Here is a 15391-nt window from a genome sequence, read left to right on the forward strand (position 1 = left end):
CACCGGCCGTCTGACGGCCGGGCCCTTGGCGGACGGTGCCGTCAGTCCCGTCCGCCCCCGCCGCCCGCGACGCCGAGGCCGCTCGGCGCCCTACTGGTTCCTGGTCCCCACCCTCACCCTGTTCGCCGCCTTCACGGTCGTCCCCATCGGGTACGCGATCTGGCTCAGCCTCCACAAGGTGCAGGTCAAGGGCGCGGGACTCGGCCGCGGCGCCCGCGCCGAGGTCTGGAACGGCATCGGCAACTACACCGCCGTCTTCGAGGACTCCGAGTTCGGTCACAGCATCCTGCGCGCCTTCGGGTACGGCCTGATCGTCATCCCGACGATGCTCGGCCTGGCGCTGGTCTTCGCGCTGATGCTCGACACCCCGCTGGTGCGCGGCTCCTCCTTCACCCGCCTTGCGATCTTCCTCCCGTACGCGGTGCCCGGAATCATCGCCGCCGTGATGTGGGGCTTCCTCTACCTGCCCGACGTCAGCCCCTTCTACTACGTGCTGCGCGCGCTCGACCTCCCGCAGCCCGACCTGTTCGACGGCGGCAACCTGTACCTCTCCCTCGCCAACATCGCGGTCTGGGGCGGCACCGGCTTCAACATGATCGTCATCTACACGGCGCTGCGGGCGATCCCTCTGGAGATCTACGAGGCTGCGAAGATCGACGGTGCGTCCAACCTGAAGATCGCCCTCCGGATCAAGATCCCGATCGTGATGCCCTCGCTGGTGCTCACCTTCTTCTTCTCGGTGATCGCGACGCTCCAGGTCTTCACCGAGCCCAAGACACTCCGCACGCTGACCAACGGCGTCTCCAACTCCTGGAGCCCGCTGCTGGCCATCTACGACAGCGCCTTCGGCAGGTCCGACATCTACGGGGCCTCCGCCACCGCGGTCGTCCTCGCCGCGGCCACGTTCCTCCTGTCCTTCACCCTCCTGCGCATCTCCGACCGCTTCACCCGGGAGGACAAGGCATGACCCCCCTCACCCTGACCGCCACCACCGAACGGCCCTCCCGGGCCAAGCGCACCGCGTGGATCCCCACACTCGTGCTGGCCCTCGGCGCGCTCTACTGCCTGATCCCCGTGGCCTGGGTCGTCATGGCGTCGACGAAGGACCGCTCCGAGCTGTTCTCCACCTTCACAATGTCGCCCGGCTCCGGCTTCATGGACAACGTCAGCCAGCTGAGCTCCTACCGCGACGGCATCTACTGGCAGTGGATGGGCAACTCCGCCTTCTACGCGGGCGCCGGAGCCCTCCTGTCCGCCGCGGTCTCGGCAGCCGGCGGCTACGCCCTTGGCCGATTCGCCTTCCGTGGCCGGGAGTTCGTCTTCAAGCTGATCCTGGCGGGAGTGCTGGTACCGGGCATCGTCCTGGCGGTCCCGCAGTACCTGCTGATGTCGAAGATGGGCCTGGCCGACTCGTACTGGTCGATGCTGCTGCCGTCGATCCTCTCCCCGTACGGCGTCTATCTGGTGCGCATCTACGCGAGCGCCGCGGTCCCCGCCGAACTTCTTGAGGCGGCCCGGATGGACGGTGCGAGCGAGTGGCGCATCTTCTCCAGGATCGCGGTCCCGATGATGATGCCGGGCCTGGTCACCGTCTTCCTCTTCCAGTTCGTCGGCATCTGGAACAACTTCCTGCTGCCGTACGTGATGCTGGCCGACGACACCAAGTTCCCGATCACCCTGGGGCTTTACACCCTCATGGCCCAGGGCGCCTCGCAGCCCGCTCTCTATACACTGGTCATCACCGGGTGCCTGCTCGCGGTCGTTCCCCTGATCGCGCTCTTCCTGGTGATCCAGCGTTTCTGGTCCCTGGACCTGCTGAGCGGTTCCGTGAAGGCCTGACCGCACAGCTCCACACCCGTACCGGCACAGACGAGGGTCATGACCACCAGCGCGAACGGACGTCGCAAGCCTCCCACCGTCCACGACGTGGCGAGGGAGGCGGGCGTCTCACGGGGAACCGTCTCCCGGGTCCTGAACGGCGGCCACTACGTCTCGGCCACCGCCCGCAAGTCGGTGGACGCGGCCATCAAGAAGACCGGGTACGTCGTCAACCGGCATGCCCGCAGTCTGATCACCGGGCGCTCGGACTCGGTGGCGTTCCTGCTGACCGAGCCGCAGGAGAAGTTCTTCGAGGACCCGAACTTCAACGTGCTGCTGAGGGGCTGCACCGAGCACCTCGCCCGGCACGACATCCCGCTGCTGCTGATGCTCGCCTCGAACGAGGACGAGCGGCGACGGCTGACCCGCTACATCACCTCGGGCCATGTCGACGGCGTGCTCCTGGTCTCCAGCCACAGCGGCGACCCGGTGACCGCCGAGCTGCTCGACGCCGGGATCCCCCTGGTGGCGTGCGGCAAACCGCTGGGCTTCGGCGGGAAGGTGAGTTACGTCGCGGTGGACGAGCGCGAAGGCGCCCATGAGATGGTCCGCCACCTCGTCTCCACAGGCCGCCGGCGGATCGGCATGATCACCGGTCCGCTCGACACCCCCGGCGGTACGGAACGCCTGGCCGGGTACCGCGACGTACTGGCCGAGTCGGAGCTGCCGTACGACCCGGCGCTGGTCGTCGAGGGCGACTACCGGCGGTCCGGCGGCGAGGCGGCCGCATCCCAACTCCTCGACCAGGCACCCGACATGGACGCCGTGTTCGTCGCCTCCGACCTCATGGCGCAGGGGGTCGTCTCCACGCTCCAGCGCGCCGGGCGCGTGATCCCCGACGACATCGCGGTCGGCGGATTCGACGACTCCCCGGCGGCCACCGCGGTCAGCCCGGCGCTCACCACGATGCGCCAGCCCTTCGACCGCATCAGCGCCGAGATGGTGCGCGTGCTCCTCGCCCAGATCGCCGGCGAGGACACCGCGGCGGTGATACTGCCGACGGAGCTGGTGGTGAGGGACTCCGCCTAGCGGGCGGTCGCAGCAATCCAGTTGCAGATACGCAGTCGCCTTGGCACCTTGTGCCGATGGCCAACGAAGAGTTCACCGACCCTGCCCTCGCCGCCTTGTACGACACGCTGAATTCCGCCGGGCCGCGCGACGACTTCGCCTTCTACCTTCCCCTGGTGATGTCCGCGGAAGCCGTACTCGACGTCGGCTGCGGTACGGGCACCCTGCTGCACGAAGCCCGCAGGGCAGGGCACACCGGACGGCTCGTCGGCCTCGACCCGGCGCCGGGAATGCTGGAGATCGCCCGGGGGCGTACGGACATCCAGTGGATGCTCGGCGGTCTCGGATCGGCCGCCTGGGACCGGGAGTTCGACCTGATCGTCATGAGCGGACACGCCTTCCAGGTCTTCCTGGAGGACGACGAACTGCGCAGCGCGCTGCGCGCGATCCGGGACGCGCTGCAGCCCGGCGGCCGCTTCGCCTTCGAGACGCGCAACCCGGCGGTCCGCGCCTGGGAGGGCTGGCACGAGGAGTACTCGTCGGAGGTACGGGACGCCGATGGTGGGACGGTACGGACGGTGTGCGAGGTCGAGACCCCGGTGACCGGCGACAGGGTGTCCTTCACGCACACCTACACGGGCCCGGCCTGGCCCACGCCCAGGGTCAGCCGCAGCACGCTCAGGTTCCTCGCTCCCGAGGCCCTCGCCTCGTACCTCACGGAGGCCGGTCTGGTGACGGTCGATCAGTACGGCGACTGGGACCGCACCCCGCTGACCTCGGTCAGCCCGGAGATCATCACGGTCGCCGTACGTCAGCCCGAGCTGCCTGGGAGCACGAAGCCGTTCTCGTAGGCGAAGACCACCGCTTGGGCGCGGTCACGCAGATGGAGCTTGGCGAACATGCTGCCGATGTGGCTCTTCACCGTCGCCTCGGTCACGACCAGGTGCGCGGCGATCTCCGGGTTCGACAGGCCCCTGGCCACCAGGAGGAGGATCTCCCGTTCCCGGGGAGTGAGAACGGCCAGCATCTTGGCCCGGGGCCGGAGCGGTTCGGTGCGGGTGGCGTAGTCCTCGATCAGCCTGCGGGTGATCGACGGCGACAGCAGGGCCTCGCCGGCGTGCACGACATGGATCGCCTCCAGCAGGCGGTTGCGCGAGGCGTCCTTGAGCAGGAAACCCGACGCGCCCGCCCGCAGTGCGCCGAAGACGTATTCGTCCAGGTCATACGTGGTGAGGATCAGCACCCGGGGCGAGGATCCGGAGGCGGTCAGCCGGGAGGTGGCCTCGACTCCGTCCATGCGCGGCATGCGGATGTCCATCAGGATCACGTCGGGGCGCAGTACAGCGGCCTGGGTGAGTGCTTCGTGGCCGTCGGCGGCTTCGCCGACTACCTCGAGGTCGTCCTGGGTCTGCAGGAACAGCCGGAAGCCGGTGCGGATCAGCTCCTGGTCGTCGACGATCAGAAGGCGGATCGTCATGCCGCCTCCCCGACGGGGAGCCGGGCGGTCACCAGGAATCCGACGGCGGTACGGCGGGCGTCCAGGCTGCCGCCCGCCACTGCCGCCCGCTCCCGCATCCCGAGGATGCCGTGCCCGGCGGCCGACGAGACCGGATCGCCTCCGCCTCCGCCTCCGCCTCCGCCTCCGCCTCCGCCGCCGTCGTCTTCGACCGTGACGTCCAACTGAGTCCTGCCGTAGTGGAGCGTCACCGTGACCTGGGTGGGGTCGGTGTGTTTGAGCACGTTGGTCAGCGCCTCCTCGACGATCCGGTAGGCCGACAGCTCCAGGCCGCCGGCCAGAGCCCGGGCCTCGCCGGTGAGTTCAAGCCGTACCGGCATCCCGGCAGTCCGGTATCCGGAAACCAACTCGGTGAGTTGGCCGAGCGACGGCTGCGGTCGCCACTGCGCGTGGTTGTCCGCAGTGCGCAGCAGGCCGAGGATCCGGCGTAACTCGGCCAGGCTCTGCTCCGCGCTGGCCTCGACCTGTTCCAGTGTCTCAGCCGCGACCTGGGGATCGGTCGGCAGGACGTCCCGGGCGCCGCGTACGCCGATCAGCATGACGGTGACCGAATGGGCGACGATGTCGTGGAGTTCGCGGGCGATGGAAGTGCGCTCCCGCTGGGCCGCGATCTGGTCGAGCTGGTCGCGCTCGCGTTCCAGGGTGGCCGCGCGATCCTCCAGCGCCCAGGTGTAGCGCCTCCGTGTCTGCAGATACGAGCCGAGGGCCCACGCGCCGATCGGGATGGGCAGCGAGGAGATGCTCGCGAGAAGCAGGAACAGCGCCGTCGGGACGAGCACCGCCCCCGACACCCTTCGGTCGCGCAGGTCGGCGAGCGAGGCGAGGGCGACCACGATGGGAGCCCCGCCCGGCGAGTAACCCAGCGCCACGAGCAGCGCGGCACCTGCACAGGCCGTGATGAGCACCGTCAAGGGTGCGCGGCGGCGGAGGAGCAGGACGGCGCCGACAAGTACCGTCACCACGACCGGAATGACGCCGACCGTCGTCCCGTCGTCGAAGAGCAGCCCCAGCTCCACTCCGGTCGTGATCACCGCCAGCGCGAGGTCGAACAGGGCCGAGCGGCGCGCGACCAGCAGGTCGTACGCCGCCCGGGCCCGCCGGTGGAGCTGATTCACGCCAGATCGCGCCGTCGCTCGACGATGACCGCGACCAGGGTGATGGCGACCGTCCATGCGGCCAGTACCCATCCGGCCCCGACCATCGACAGGGTCGTGTTGTGCGTCATCCGGCTCAGAATCCCGGCCGCGCCGAACGGCGTGAGATTGACGCCCGATTCCGAGACGCCGGACAGCAGTGGGACCACGGCGAAGTTCACGATCAGCAGGACGACCACTCCCAGGACCGGGCTACGGATCAGGGCACCGAGGGCGGCACCCAGGATCGCGGACAGGACGAACGCTACGAGGTTGCCCGCCACGACGGCACCGATGTCTCCCGAGGTGAGATCGGGACCCGGCTGGTCACTCAGCAGCGGCAGTGCAAGTCCGACCGACACGATGGTCGTCAGCGTGCCGAGCAGGAGACCTGTCAGCGCGTACGCCACGATTCTCGCCGACAGCACGACCCCGCGGTCACGGCGGCCAACCAGAGCCGCCGGTGCGGCCGTTCGGTGCCGGTACTCCCCGGCCGCGCCGACCAGCCCCCAGAGCAGCAGCAGGATCGGCAGCCCCGCCAGGGCCTCCTCCTTCTCGGGAACCTTGTCCAGCGTGCCCGACGCCACCGCGATCACCAGAACGTTGAGGACCGCGAACACGACCCCGCCCACCGCGAATCCCAGCACGGTCCGGGTGGTCACGGTCTTGATCAGTTCGCCTCGCAGCAGATGACTCAACGGTCCGCCCCTCCCGTGAGACCGAAAAACACATCTTCCAGTGATGCGGTCCGCTGGGCGATCTCCTCCAGCAGGACGCCGCCGCGCTGGGCCAGCCGTGCGACCTCCGTGACGTCGAGCCCTTCGATCAGCAGCCCGCCTCCGTCATCGCGCTGAGTGCGGCCACCGGCCGCGGCCACCAGCCTCGACAGGCGTTCGGCCTCGGCGGTGCGTACGACGACCACGCTCTCCCCGGACTGTTCGAGGTCCCGGATCGTGCCGTTGTGGACCAGCCGGCCCCGGTCGATCATGATGACGTCGTCGACGGTCTGGGCGGCCTCGCCCAACATGTGGCTGGACAGCAGGACCGTGCCACCGTTCGCGGCCCGCTCCCGCAGCAGCGTGCGCAACCAGCGGATGCCCTGCGGGTCCAGGCCGTTCACCGGCTCGTCCAGCACCAGGATCTCCGGATCGCCCAGGAGCGCTGCGGCGAGCCCGAGCCGCTGCCGCATGCCCATCGAATACTTCCCGACCCTGCGCCGGGCCGCCTCCTCAAGCCCGACGAGTTCCAGGACCTCACCGACCCGGCGGCGGGGCAGTCCGGCGAGCGCGGCCAGCGACCGCAGATGAGCCCGACCGGTCCGGCCGGGGTGGGCCCCGCACGGCTCGATGTGCACGCCGAGCAGCCGGGCGTCGGGCCTGAGCGTCGTAACTGGCGTGCCCCGTACGAACGCCCGGCCCGCTGTCGGCCGCGCCAATCCGACGACCGCTTTGAGTGCGGTGGTCTTCCCTGCCCCGTTCGGGCCGAAGAACCCTGTCACCCTTCCGGTCCCGACCGTGAACGACAGGTCGTCGACCGCCGTTCTCCGGCCATAACGCTTGGTCAGCCCCTCGACCCTGATGGCCGCCGGGTCCCCGACGGATGTTCGCGAAGAAGTCATGCCCGAAGCTTCCGGCGTGGCGATCTCCCGGTCATCCGCCCACGGTCGAAACCCGATCTCCCACCAGGGGAGGAGATCACCGCCGGGCGCCTTCCCACCGAAGGCGACTCAGCCCAGCCAGACGCGCAGCGGACCTACCGCCTCGAACCCCTGGCCGAGCGCGGCGTCGAGGTCGTCGCCGGACTCGTACCCGACGAGCGGGAGTCCGGGCCAGAGTTGTGCGATCTGCGGCAGCGCGCCCGGCCAGTTGCCGAAGGTGTTGGAGAGGCCGACGACCGAGGTGCTCCGGTTCGCGACGGCTCCCGCGACGATCGTGGAGCCGTTGAATCCTGCGAGCACGGCGACGGCCTCGTCGGTGAGCAGGTCCGGGCGGAAGAGGTCGGTGACCCCGCCGTCCCAGGCGGTCTCCCAGGCGGACAGCTCGTCGTCCGCATCTACCCGCCTCCACCGAAGTGGCCCTCCAGCAGCGGGAGTTGACCTGTCGGCTGGCCGATGGATCCACTGCGCTTCGAAGAGGACGTCGAAGCCCGCCGCCGTCAGGTCCAGACCGGCGTAACTGTCCTTCACCGAGCAGCCGCCCGACGCGGTGTCGACCCGCCCCAGGATCTGCCCGGCGTCGGCATCGGCGGTGAGTGTCACCGCGTCCGGATAGAACGGCGGCGTGCGCCGGGGGGCCGTCCAGGCGGTGGCGCCGAACTCGCCCGCCACGCCGTGCGTCCGCGAGAGCGCGTCGCACCATTCGGCGTTGTTGAGGGCGGCCGCGCGCACCAGGGTGTTGTTGTCCATGATCACGCGCGTGATGGTGCCGTACGGGACGCGCGGCGCGCCACCGCATTTCGCCTTGCCCGAGGCTCCCCGTCGTGCGAGCGTGGCTCGTCATGAACGGTGATCATGAATGGGGCGCGGCTCTGGCCGAAGCCGTACGACTGCGGGAACAGGGGCAACCCGAGCAGGCGCGCGAGCGGCTGCTGGAACTGGCGGAGGAGTATCCGCGGAGTGCCGAGGTCGCCTACCAGACGGCGTGGGTGCACGATGTGCTCGGCCTCGAAGCCGGGGCCGTCCCGTTCTACGAGCGGGCGTTGAGTGTCCCGGGGCTCGCGGGGGAGGACCGGCACGGGGTGTTCCTGGGTCTCGGCTCCACCTACCGGATCCTCGGCCGGTACGAGGAGGCGCTGCGGACCCTGCGCAGGGGCCTGGACGAATTCCCGGACGACGCCGCCCTGCAGGCCTTCCTGGCCATGGCGCTCTACAACACGGGCGACTCGCGCGAGGCGGTGGGGACGCTGCTCAGGGTGCTGGCGTCGTCCAGCGCGGACCGGCGGGTGCGGGAGTACCGGCGCGCGATCGAGCACTACGCGGACGACCTCGACGCGGTCGAGCAGTAAGAGGGGGGTCTGCCCGACCGCGTCGCGCTGGTCAGCGCACCGGGGTGAAGTCTCGCGACCCGATGAACTCGGGTCGCCGTACCGGTGCTGCGAAGGGCTCGACCGCCGCGTTCTCCACGCTGTTGAAGACGATGAAGACATTGCTGCGCGCGTACGGGGTGATGTTGTCGCCCGAGCCGTGCATCGCGTTGCAGTCGAACCAGGTCGCCGAACCGGCGGCCCCGGTGAAGAGCTTGATGCCGTGCCGGTCGGCCATCGTCGTCAGGGCCTCGTCCGACGGGATGCCGGCGTCCTGCATCTGCAGGGACTTCTTGTAGTTGTCCTTCGGCGTCTCGCCCGCGCACCCGAGGAACTGCTTGTGCGAGCCCGGCATGATCATCAAGCCGCCGTTGGTGTCGAGGTTCTCGGTCAGCGCGATCGAGACCGACACGGTCCGCATGTTCGCCAGACCGTCCTCGGCGTGCCAGGTCTCGAAGTCCGAGTGCCAGTAGAAGCCGGAGGCGCCGAAGCCGGGCTTGACGTTGATCCTCGACTGGTGGACGTACACGTCCGAGCCCAGGATCTGGCGGGCCCGGCCCACCACGCGCTCGTCGCTGACGAGGCGGGCGAAGACCTCGCTGAGCTTGTGGACCTCGAAGACCGACCGCACCGACTGCGACTTCGGCTCGATGATCGAGCGCTCGTCGGCCCGTACCCCGGGATCGGCGATGAGCCTGTCCAACTCGGCCTGGTAGACCGTCACTTCATCCGGTGCCACGAGCTGGTCGACGGTGAGGAATCCGTTGCGCTCGAAGCCCTGGAGGTCGGCCTGGGAGACCGGTCCGGGGGCTCCGGGCGGAGACCAGACGACCGGGTCCTGGCGCGGGGTGACCACCTCGGTCCTACCGCGGGATGGATAGAGATCGGCTCGTATGTTGGTGAGCACGTCGGTCATGGGGATCAGACCTCCTCGGTCAGCAGCGGGTAGACGCCGTTCTCGTCGTGGTCCTCCCGTCCGGTGACGGGGGGGTTGAAGACACAGACGCAGCGGAAATCGGTCTTGGGGCGCATGGTGTGGCGCTCGTGGCCGTCCAACAGGTACATCGTGCCGGGGGAGATCCAGTGGGTCTCGCCGGTCTCGTCGTTGGTGAGCTCGGCCTCGCCCTCGGTGCACAGGACGGCCTCGATGTGGTTCGCGTACCACATCGACGTCTCCGTACCCGCGTACAGCACGGTTTCGTGGAGTGAGAAGCCGACCTTCTCCTTGGCGAGCACGATGCGCTTGCTCTCCCAGGTTCCGGTGGCGGCCTTCACGTGGCGGTCGGTGTTCTCGATGTCCTTGAACGAGCGGACGATCACGGTGGGTTGATTCCTTCCGGTGGGGGTCGGTGGGTCGCGGGGGGGGGGGGGTGGGGGTCAGGCGGTCTCGCGTACGGAGCGGGCCAGGATGCGCAGTCCCTCGTCCAGCTCCTCGGGGCTGATGGTCAGCGGCGGCAGCAGTTTGACGACCTCGCTCTGCGGTCCGGAGGTCTCCAGGAGCAGCCCGAGCTCGAAGGCGCGGCGGGTGACGGCGGTGGCGCGCGCCTTGTCGTCGAACTCCATGCCCCAGACCAGGCCGCGGCCGCGGAAGCCGACGCCGATCGCGTCCATCTCGTCGACGATGTCGAGCAGCGCGCGCTCGACCTGCTCGCCGCGGGCCAGCGTCTGCTTCTCCATCTGGTCGTCGGCCCAGTAGGTGTCGAGCGTCGCGGTGGCGGTGACGAACGCCGGGTTGTTGCCGCGGAAGGTGCCGTTGTGCTCGCCCGGCTCCCAGATGTCCAGCTCCGGCTTGAACAGGCAGAGCGACATGGGCATTCCGTAGCCGCTGATGGACTTCGAGAGGGTGACGATGTCCGGGACGATCCCCGCCTCCTCGAAGGAGAAGAAGGCGCCGGTACGGCCGCAGCCCATCTGGATGTCGTCGACGATCAGCAGCATGTCCTGGCGGTGGCACAGGTCCTGCAGCGCGCGCAGCCACTCGGCGCGGGCGACGTTGATGCCGCCTTCGCCCTGGACCGTCTCGACGATCACGGCGGCGGGCTTGTTGAGGCCGGAGCCCTGGTCTTCGAGCAGCCGCTCGAACCAGATGAAGTCCGGGACCGTGCCGTCGAAGTAGTTGTCGAACGGCATCGGGGTGCCGTGCACCAGCGGGATGCCGGCGCCGGCGCGCTTGAAGGCGTTGCCGGTGACGGCGAGCGAGCCGAGCGACATGCCGTGGAAGGCGTTGGTGAAGGAGACGACGGACTCGCGGCCCTTGACCTTGCGGGCCAGCTTGAGCGCCGACTCCACGGCGTTGGTGCCCGTCGGGCCCGGGAACATCACCTTGTACGGGAGGTCGCGCGGGCGCAGGATCACGTTCTGGAAGGACTCCAGGAAGGCGCGCTTGGCGGTGGTCGCCATGTCGAGCCCGTGGGTGATGCCGTCGCGCTCGATGTAGTCGATCAGCGCCCGTTTCAGGACCGGGTTGTTGTGGCCGTAGTTGAGCGACCCGGCACCGGCGAAGAAGTCCAGGTAGGTGTGGCCGTCCTCGTCGTGGAGGTAGCTGCCCTGCGCACGGTCGAACACGGCGGGCCAGCTGCGGCAGTAACTGCGTACCTCGGACTCCAGGGTCTCGAAGACGCTCAGATCCGGAGGGGTGAGGCCGTAGGGCTCTCGGTTGAGGGCGGTGGTGGGAGACGGGCGGGCAGGCGGGGTGATGGTCACAGCGGGTCTCCTGTGGTGGGGGGTGTCAGGCGGCCGGGACGTGGCTGATGCGGTACAGGACCTCTGGCTCATGAGCCGTTCCCTCGTCGGGGAACAGCGCGCCGTCGAAGAGGACCTCGCGGGTCAGTGACGCACCGTGGCGTTCCGCGTACGAGGCGAACAGCCGGTCGGAGGCGGTGTTGTCCGGGGTGACGGTCGTCTCGATCTCCCGCACCGTGCCCGCCGCGGTGACCTTGGCGGTCAGTGCGTCGAGCAGCACGCCGGCCAGCCCGCGTCCGCGGTGTGCCCGGTCGACGGCCACCTGCCAGACGACCAGGGCCTCGGGGCGCTCGGGGCGTACGTAGCCGGTGACGAAGCCGATGGGCTCCCCGCCGGCGCCGCGCGCCACGACGGAGGTCGCGGCAAAGTCGCGGCACCACAGCAGGTAGCTGTACGAGGAGTTGAGGTCCAGCACCTCGGAGTCGCGGGCGATGCGCCAGATCGCGGCTCCGTCCTCCACTCGCGGGGTGTCGATCTCCAGCTCCAGGAATTCGGTCATGTTGAAGAAATTTACCCAGCGAATTCAAAAAATGCATTCTGGGGCAGGGTTGGCCGGCGGGGCAGAATGTGTTATCGCGCGGGCGCGGGCCTCGCACGAGACTCTGGTGAATTGGTGCGTTTTGCGCCGGAAATAACGGTCAAAGCAACCACCTTGTGGTGTCGGTCACATGCCCGTAACGGCTGCGAAGCGCGCCCGAATTACGAGGTTCCTTCTTGTTGAAACTCTAGCGTTTAGGGTCGAGAAAACGGGGCAGGAGGAAATGGGAAGCTGTGCTGGAAAAGGGGCCTGTTCTGCATTTGCAATTCCACTATTCGGAGTTGCCGATAAACGCGGGACGGGCCTGTGTCGTGCCCCCGCCCTCCAAGGTTCGGTCTCCGTTCACGCGTACCTCTGGCCTTGGCCGCCAAAGTCTCGTATCCATAACGGGTCTGGACCCAAGGATGAGCCAAGGAGCTAGCCAGCCATGTCCCTCGACGTCTCACGGCGCACCCTGCTCGGCGGCGCCGCCGGAGCCGCGGTGCTGTCCGCCCTGCCGCTGAGTGTGCGCACCGCACTCGCCGCACCCGCCAAGCCCGGCCGACTCGACGACATCGAGCACGTCGTCGTCTTCATGCAGGAGAACCGCGCGTTCGACCACTACTTCGGCACCCAGCGCGGGGTGCGCGGTCTCGGCGACCGCACCGCGATACGCACCACCAACGGAAGATCCGTCTTCCACCAGCCCGACCCCTCGCGCACCGAGGGCTATCTGCTGCCCTTCGCGATGAACGCCGCCCACACCAACGCCTACCGGCAGGGCGCCGCAGCCTTCGGCTTCATCGACTCCCAGTCGCTGTGGCGCGACGGACTCGGCGACGGCTACGTCAACGGCCGCGGCTCGGGCTATCTCGGCCAGGGCTTCTACGAGTCCGCCGACATGCCCTTCTACTCCGCGCTCGCCTCGACGTTCACCATCTGCGACAACTACCACGCGTCGATGCAGACCAGCACCAACCCCAACCGTGAGTACTTCATGACGGGGACCAGCGGCGGCACCGTCAGCGACATCGCGGTCCACGACAACACCGAGACCGCCGCCGGTTACACCTGGACGACGTACGCCGAGCGCCTGGAGAAGGCGGGCATCAGCTGGAAGACGTACCAGGCGCGCGACAACTTCGACGACAACGCCCTCGCCTGGTTCAAGCCCTTCCACGACGCCAGGCCCGGCGAACCCCTGCACGACCGCGGCATGACGATGGTCGGCGACCCCGCACAGGCGGGCGACCCGCACGCCATGGGCGACGCGCTGGTCGCCGCCTTCAAGGCCGACATCGACAGCGGCAGCCTCCCGCAGGTCTCCTGGCTGGTCGCGCCCGCCGCACTCTCCGAGCACGCGGACTACCCGCCGCCGGACGGTGAGGACCTCACCGCGCGCCTCGTCGAGGCGCTCGCCGCCAACCCGGAGGTCTGGGCCAAGACCGCCTTCATCCTCAACTACGACGAGCACGGCGGCTTCTTCGACCACGTCCTGCCGCCCGTCCCGCCGCTCGCCGCCGGGCGCGGCAAGTCCACCGCGAACCCGGACGGCGAAGTCGTCGTACGGGTGACCACCGCCGCGGGCAAGACCCAGATGCGGGTCGTCGGCCAGGACGGCCGCTACCGCGTCAAGTCAGCCGACGGGGCGCTCGGTTGGTCCGCGACCCTCCCCGTGGGCGAGAAGCTCGTCTCGGGGCCGCACGCGCTCGGCCTGGGCATCCGGGTGCCGATGATGGTCGTATCGCCCTGGACGCGCGGCGGCGTCGTGGACTCCGCCGTCTTCGACCACACCTCGGTCATCAAGTTCCTGGAACGCCGATTCGGCGTCCACGAGCCCAACATCAGCGACTGGCGGCGCTCCGTCACCGGCGACCTCACCTCGGTCTTCGACTTCTCCGGCGAGGAGATCGCCTGGCCCCGGCTCCCCGACACCAGCGGCAATGTGGCCAAGAGCAAGGCCGCCGCGTCCAAGCCCACCATCGCCGTGCCCAGCCCGCAGTTCTTCCCCAGGCAGCAGCGCGGCACCCAGCCCGCACGCGCCGTCCCGTACGCGCTTCGGGTCACCTCGCGTATCCGTGACGGCAAGGCCGAACTGACCTTCCGCAACCGGGGCCGCCAGGCCGCCGTCTTCCAGGTCTACCCGGAGCCCGGCACCGTCCCGCGCCACTACACGGTCGGCGCGGGCGCCTCGCTCTCCGACACCTGGACAGCGGGTCCGGACGGCTACGACCTGCGCGTCCACGGCCCCAACGGCTACCTCTGGCACCTGCGCGGCAACGACAGCGCACCGCTCGACGCGCGCGTCGACGAGGACCACGACCGCGGCCGCCTCACCGTGGAGGTCTCCAACCGGGGCCGCCGCGCCCGTACCGTCCTCGTCGGCGACCTCGCCTACGGCGGGGGAGTGCGCGAACTCCGCGTCCCCGCACGCGACACCCGGCACATCACGGTCAAGGTGCCCGCCGAGCGCTGGTACGACATCGCCGTCACCGCCGCCGACGACCCGCACCACCTGCGCCGCTTCGCCGCGCGCTTCGGCGACCGCAGACCCGGCGTCACCGACCCCGCGATGGGCCTCCCCGAGGCGCTCGCCGTCGAGGTCACCTCTGCCGCCGGTGACGAGCCTGTCGTCGCCGCGGGCACCGCGACCCGCTTCACCGCCACCGTCACCAACCGGGGCGAGAACACCCTCACGGACGTCGAGACCGCGCTGAGCGCCCCGGCCGGCTGGCAGGCCAGGGCAGCGACGGCCCACGCGCCCAGGACGCTGGCCGCAGGGGCCTCGTACAGCGTGAGCTGGGACGTCACCCCGGCCGCCACGGCGAAGGCGTACAACACCGGGCGCCTGCTCGCGGTCGTACGCGGCCGGGCCAGGGACGGGCTGCGGCTGGCCGAGGGCGAGCTGCTGACCCGTATCGCCCCGTCCATGGCCGGATACCTCGTCGGTGAGGACTTCCAGTCCGTCACCGACAAGCTCCAGCCGCGCGCCGGGATCCTCGGCTGGACGGCGACAGCACCGGCCGGCTGGTCGGTCGTCAACGCCGCCCAGATGCCGCAGGGCACCAAGGAGTTGCAGGGCTGGACGTTCCTGACGAAGCGGTCCTGGGCGACCGGCGGCCAGGACAGGGCCAACTTCGGCAAGGCGCTGGGTGTGATCGCGGTCGCCGACCCTGACGACTGGGACGACACCGGATCGCCGTCCGGCAAGGGGAAGTTCGACTCGACGCTGGTCTCCCCGGCGGCCCCCGTACCCGCAGGCGCGACCAAGCTGTATCTCGGCTTCGACTCGCACTACCGGCAGGAGGACCCGCAGAAGGCCGAGGTGCGGGCCGTCTTCGACAGCGGCCAGGAGCAGGTGCTGCTGACGTACGGACCGGGTTCGGCCGACGCCGAGAACACCTTCGTCGCCAAGGAGTTGACGGTCCCCGATGGCGCGAAGAGCGTGACACTGCGCTTCCGGATGTACGACGCCGGCAACAACTGGTACTGGGCCGTGGACCACGTCCGGCTCGGTACCGAGCCGGTCACGGAGTAGCGGCAGACGCGGCCGGGCGGGGGAGGAGCCTCCCCCGC

The 15391-nt window shown here is 69.5% G+C and carries 15 protein-coding genes; 6 read left to right on the plus strand and 9 right to left on the minus strand.

What is annotated here, in order from left to right; all coding sequences use genetic code 11:
- The first annotated feature begins 10 nt into the window (after positions 1-10).
- The 4 genes from J0695_RS13205 to J0695_RS13220 are packed head-to-tail and all read left to right on the plus strand — an operon-like array spanning position 11 to position 3737.
- Complete coding sequence (locus tag J0695_RS13205) at positions 11-967, plus strand: carbohydrate ABC transporter permease (RefSeq protein WP_206962218.1); 957 nt, start codon at positions 11-13, stop codon at positions 965-967.
- Complete coding sequence (locus tag J0695_RS13210) at positions 964-1839, plus strand: carbohydrate ABC transporter permease (RefSeq protein WP_206962195.1); 876 nt, start codon at positions 964-966, stop codon at positions 1837-1839. Before J0695_RS13205 ends, J0695_RS13210 begins: the two co-directional genes overlap by 4 nt.
- 39 nt (positions 1840-1878) lie before the next feature.
- Positions 1879-2907 (plus strand): LacI family DNA-binding transcriptional regulator, encoded by a 1029-nt coding sequence (locus tag J0695_RS13215; RefSeq protein WP_206962196.1) that lies wholly within the window; start codon positions 1879-1881, stop codon positions 2905-2907.
- A 56-nt stretch (positions 2908-2963) separates the two neighbouring features.
- Positions 2964-3737, plus strand: coding sequence for a class I SAM-dependent methyltransferase (locus J0695_RS13220; RefSeq protein ID WP_206962197.1), 774 nt, complete (start codon positions 2964-2966; stop codon positions 3735-3737).
- Here J0695_RS13220 and J0695_RS13225 read toward each other — a convergent pair.
- From J0695_RS13225 to J0695_RS13245, 5 genes are all read right to left on the minus strand, one after another.
- Positions 3698-4363: a response regulator gene (locus tag J0695_RS13225; RefSeq protein ID WP_206962198.1), complete on the minus strand. Its 666-nt coding sequence runs from the start codon at positions 4361-4363 to the stop codon at positions 3698-3700. The two genes, J0695_RS13220 and J0695_RS13225, sit on opposite strands and share 40 nt — an antisense overlap.
- Positions 4360-5517: a sensor histidine kinase gene (locus J0695_RS13230; RefSeq protein WP_206962199.1), complete on the minus strand. Its 1158-nt coding sequence runs from the start codon at positions 5515-5517 to the stop codon at positions 4360-4362. The genes J0695_RS13225 and J0695_RS13230 overlap by 4 nt, the downstream gene beginning before the upstream one ends.
- Positions 5514-6233 (minus strand): ABC transporter permease, encoded by a 720-nt coding sequence (locus tag J0695_RS13235; protein ID WP_206962200.1) that lies wholly within the window; start codon positions 6231-6233, stop codon positions 5514-5516. Before J0695_RS13235 ends, J0695_RS13230 begins: the two co-directional genes overlap by 4 nt.
- Entirely contained in the window at positions 6230-7153 is a 924-nt protein-coding gene (locus J0695_RS13240; protein WP_206962201.1) for an ABC transporter ATP-binding protein, read from the minus strand. The genes J0695_RS13235 and J0695_RS13240 overlap by 4 nt, the downstream gene beginning before the upstream one ends.
- 108 nt (positions 7154-7261) lie before the next feature.
- Positions 7262-7939 carry a hypothetical protein gene (locus J0695_RS13245; RefSeq protein ID WP_206962219.1) on the minus strand — a complete coding sequence of 226 codons (678 nt, stop codon included), beginning with the start codon at positions 7937-7939 and terminating at the stop codon, positions 7262-7264.
- A 92-nt stretch (positions 7940-8031) separates the two neighbouring features.
- Here J0695_RS13245 and J0695_RS13250 point away from each other — a divergent pair, with 92 nt between their 5' ends.
- A complete protein-coding gene (locus tag J0695_RS13250; protein ID WP_206962202.1) occupies positions 8032-8538 on the plus strand; it encodes a tetratricopeptide repeat protein in 507 nt (168 codons plus the stop codon).
- A 31-nt stretch (positions 8539-8569) separates the two neighbouring features.
- Here J0695_RS13250 and thpD read toward each other — a convergent pair whose 3' ends face one another.
- Genes thpD through ectA form a run of 4 tightly spaced genes read right to left on the minus strand, consistent with a single transcriptional unit; the run spans position 8570 to position 11797 of the window.
- Positions 8570-9463, minus strand: a complete 894-nt coding sequence (thpD, locus tag J0695_RS13255; RefSeq protein ID WP_206962220.1) for an ectoine hydroxylase — start codon at positions 9461-9463, stop codon at positions 8570-8572.
- A gap of 14 nt (positions 9464-9477) precedes the next feature.
- The gene (locus tag J0695_RS13260) at positions 9478-9876 is read right to left on the minus strand and encodes an ectoine synthase (RefSeq protein ID WP_206962203.1); all 399 of its coding nucleotides are present in this window, start codon (positions 9874-9876) and stop codon (positions 9478-9480) included.
- 57 nt (positions 9877-9933) lie between these two features.
- Entirely contained in the window at positions 9934-11259 is a 1326-nt protein-coding gene (gene ectB / locus J0695_RS13265) for a diaminobutyrate--2-oxoglutarate transaminase (RefSeq protein WP_307798603.1), read from the minus strand.
- Positions 11260-11284: 25 nt separating this feature from the next.
- Entirely contained in the window at positions 11285-11797 is a 513-nt protein-coding gene (gene ectA, locus J0695_RS13270; RefSeq protein ID WP_206962204.1) for a diaminobutyrate acetyltransferase, read from the minus strand.
- Positions 11798-12263: 466 nt separating this feature from the next.
- Here ectA and J0695_RS13275 point away from each other — a divergent pair, with 466 nt between their 5' ends.
- Positions 12264-15353 (plus strand): phosphocholine-specific phospholipase C, encoded by a 3090-nt coding sequence (locus tag J0695_RS13275; RefSeq protein WP_206962205.1) that lies wholly within the window; start codon positions 12264-12266, stop codon positions 15351-15353.
- Positions 15354-15391: the final 38 nt, after the last annotated feature.

It is taken from the genome of Streptomyces beijiangensis, from assembly GCF_017315755.1.
In the GTDB taxonomy this organism is placed as follows: Bacteria; Actinomycetota; Actinomycetes; order Streptomycetales; family Streptomycetaceae; genus Streptomyces; species Streptomyces beijiangensis.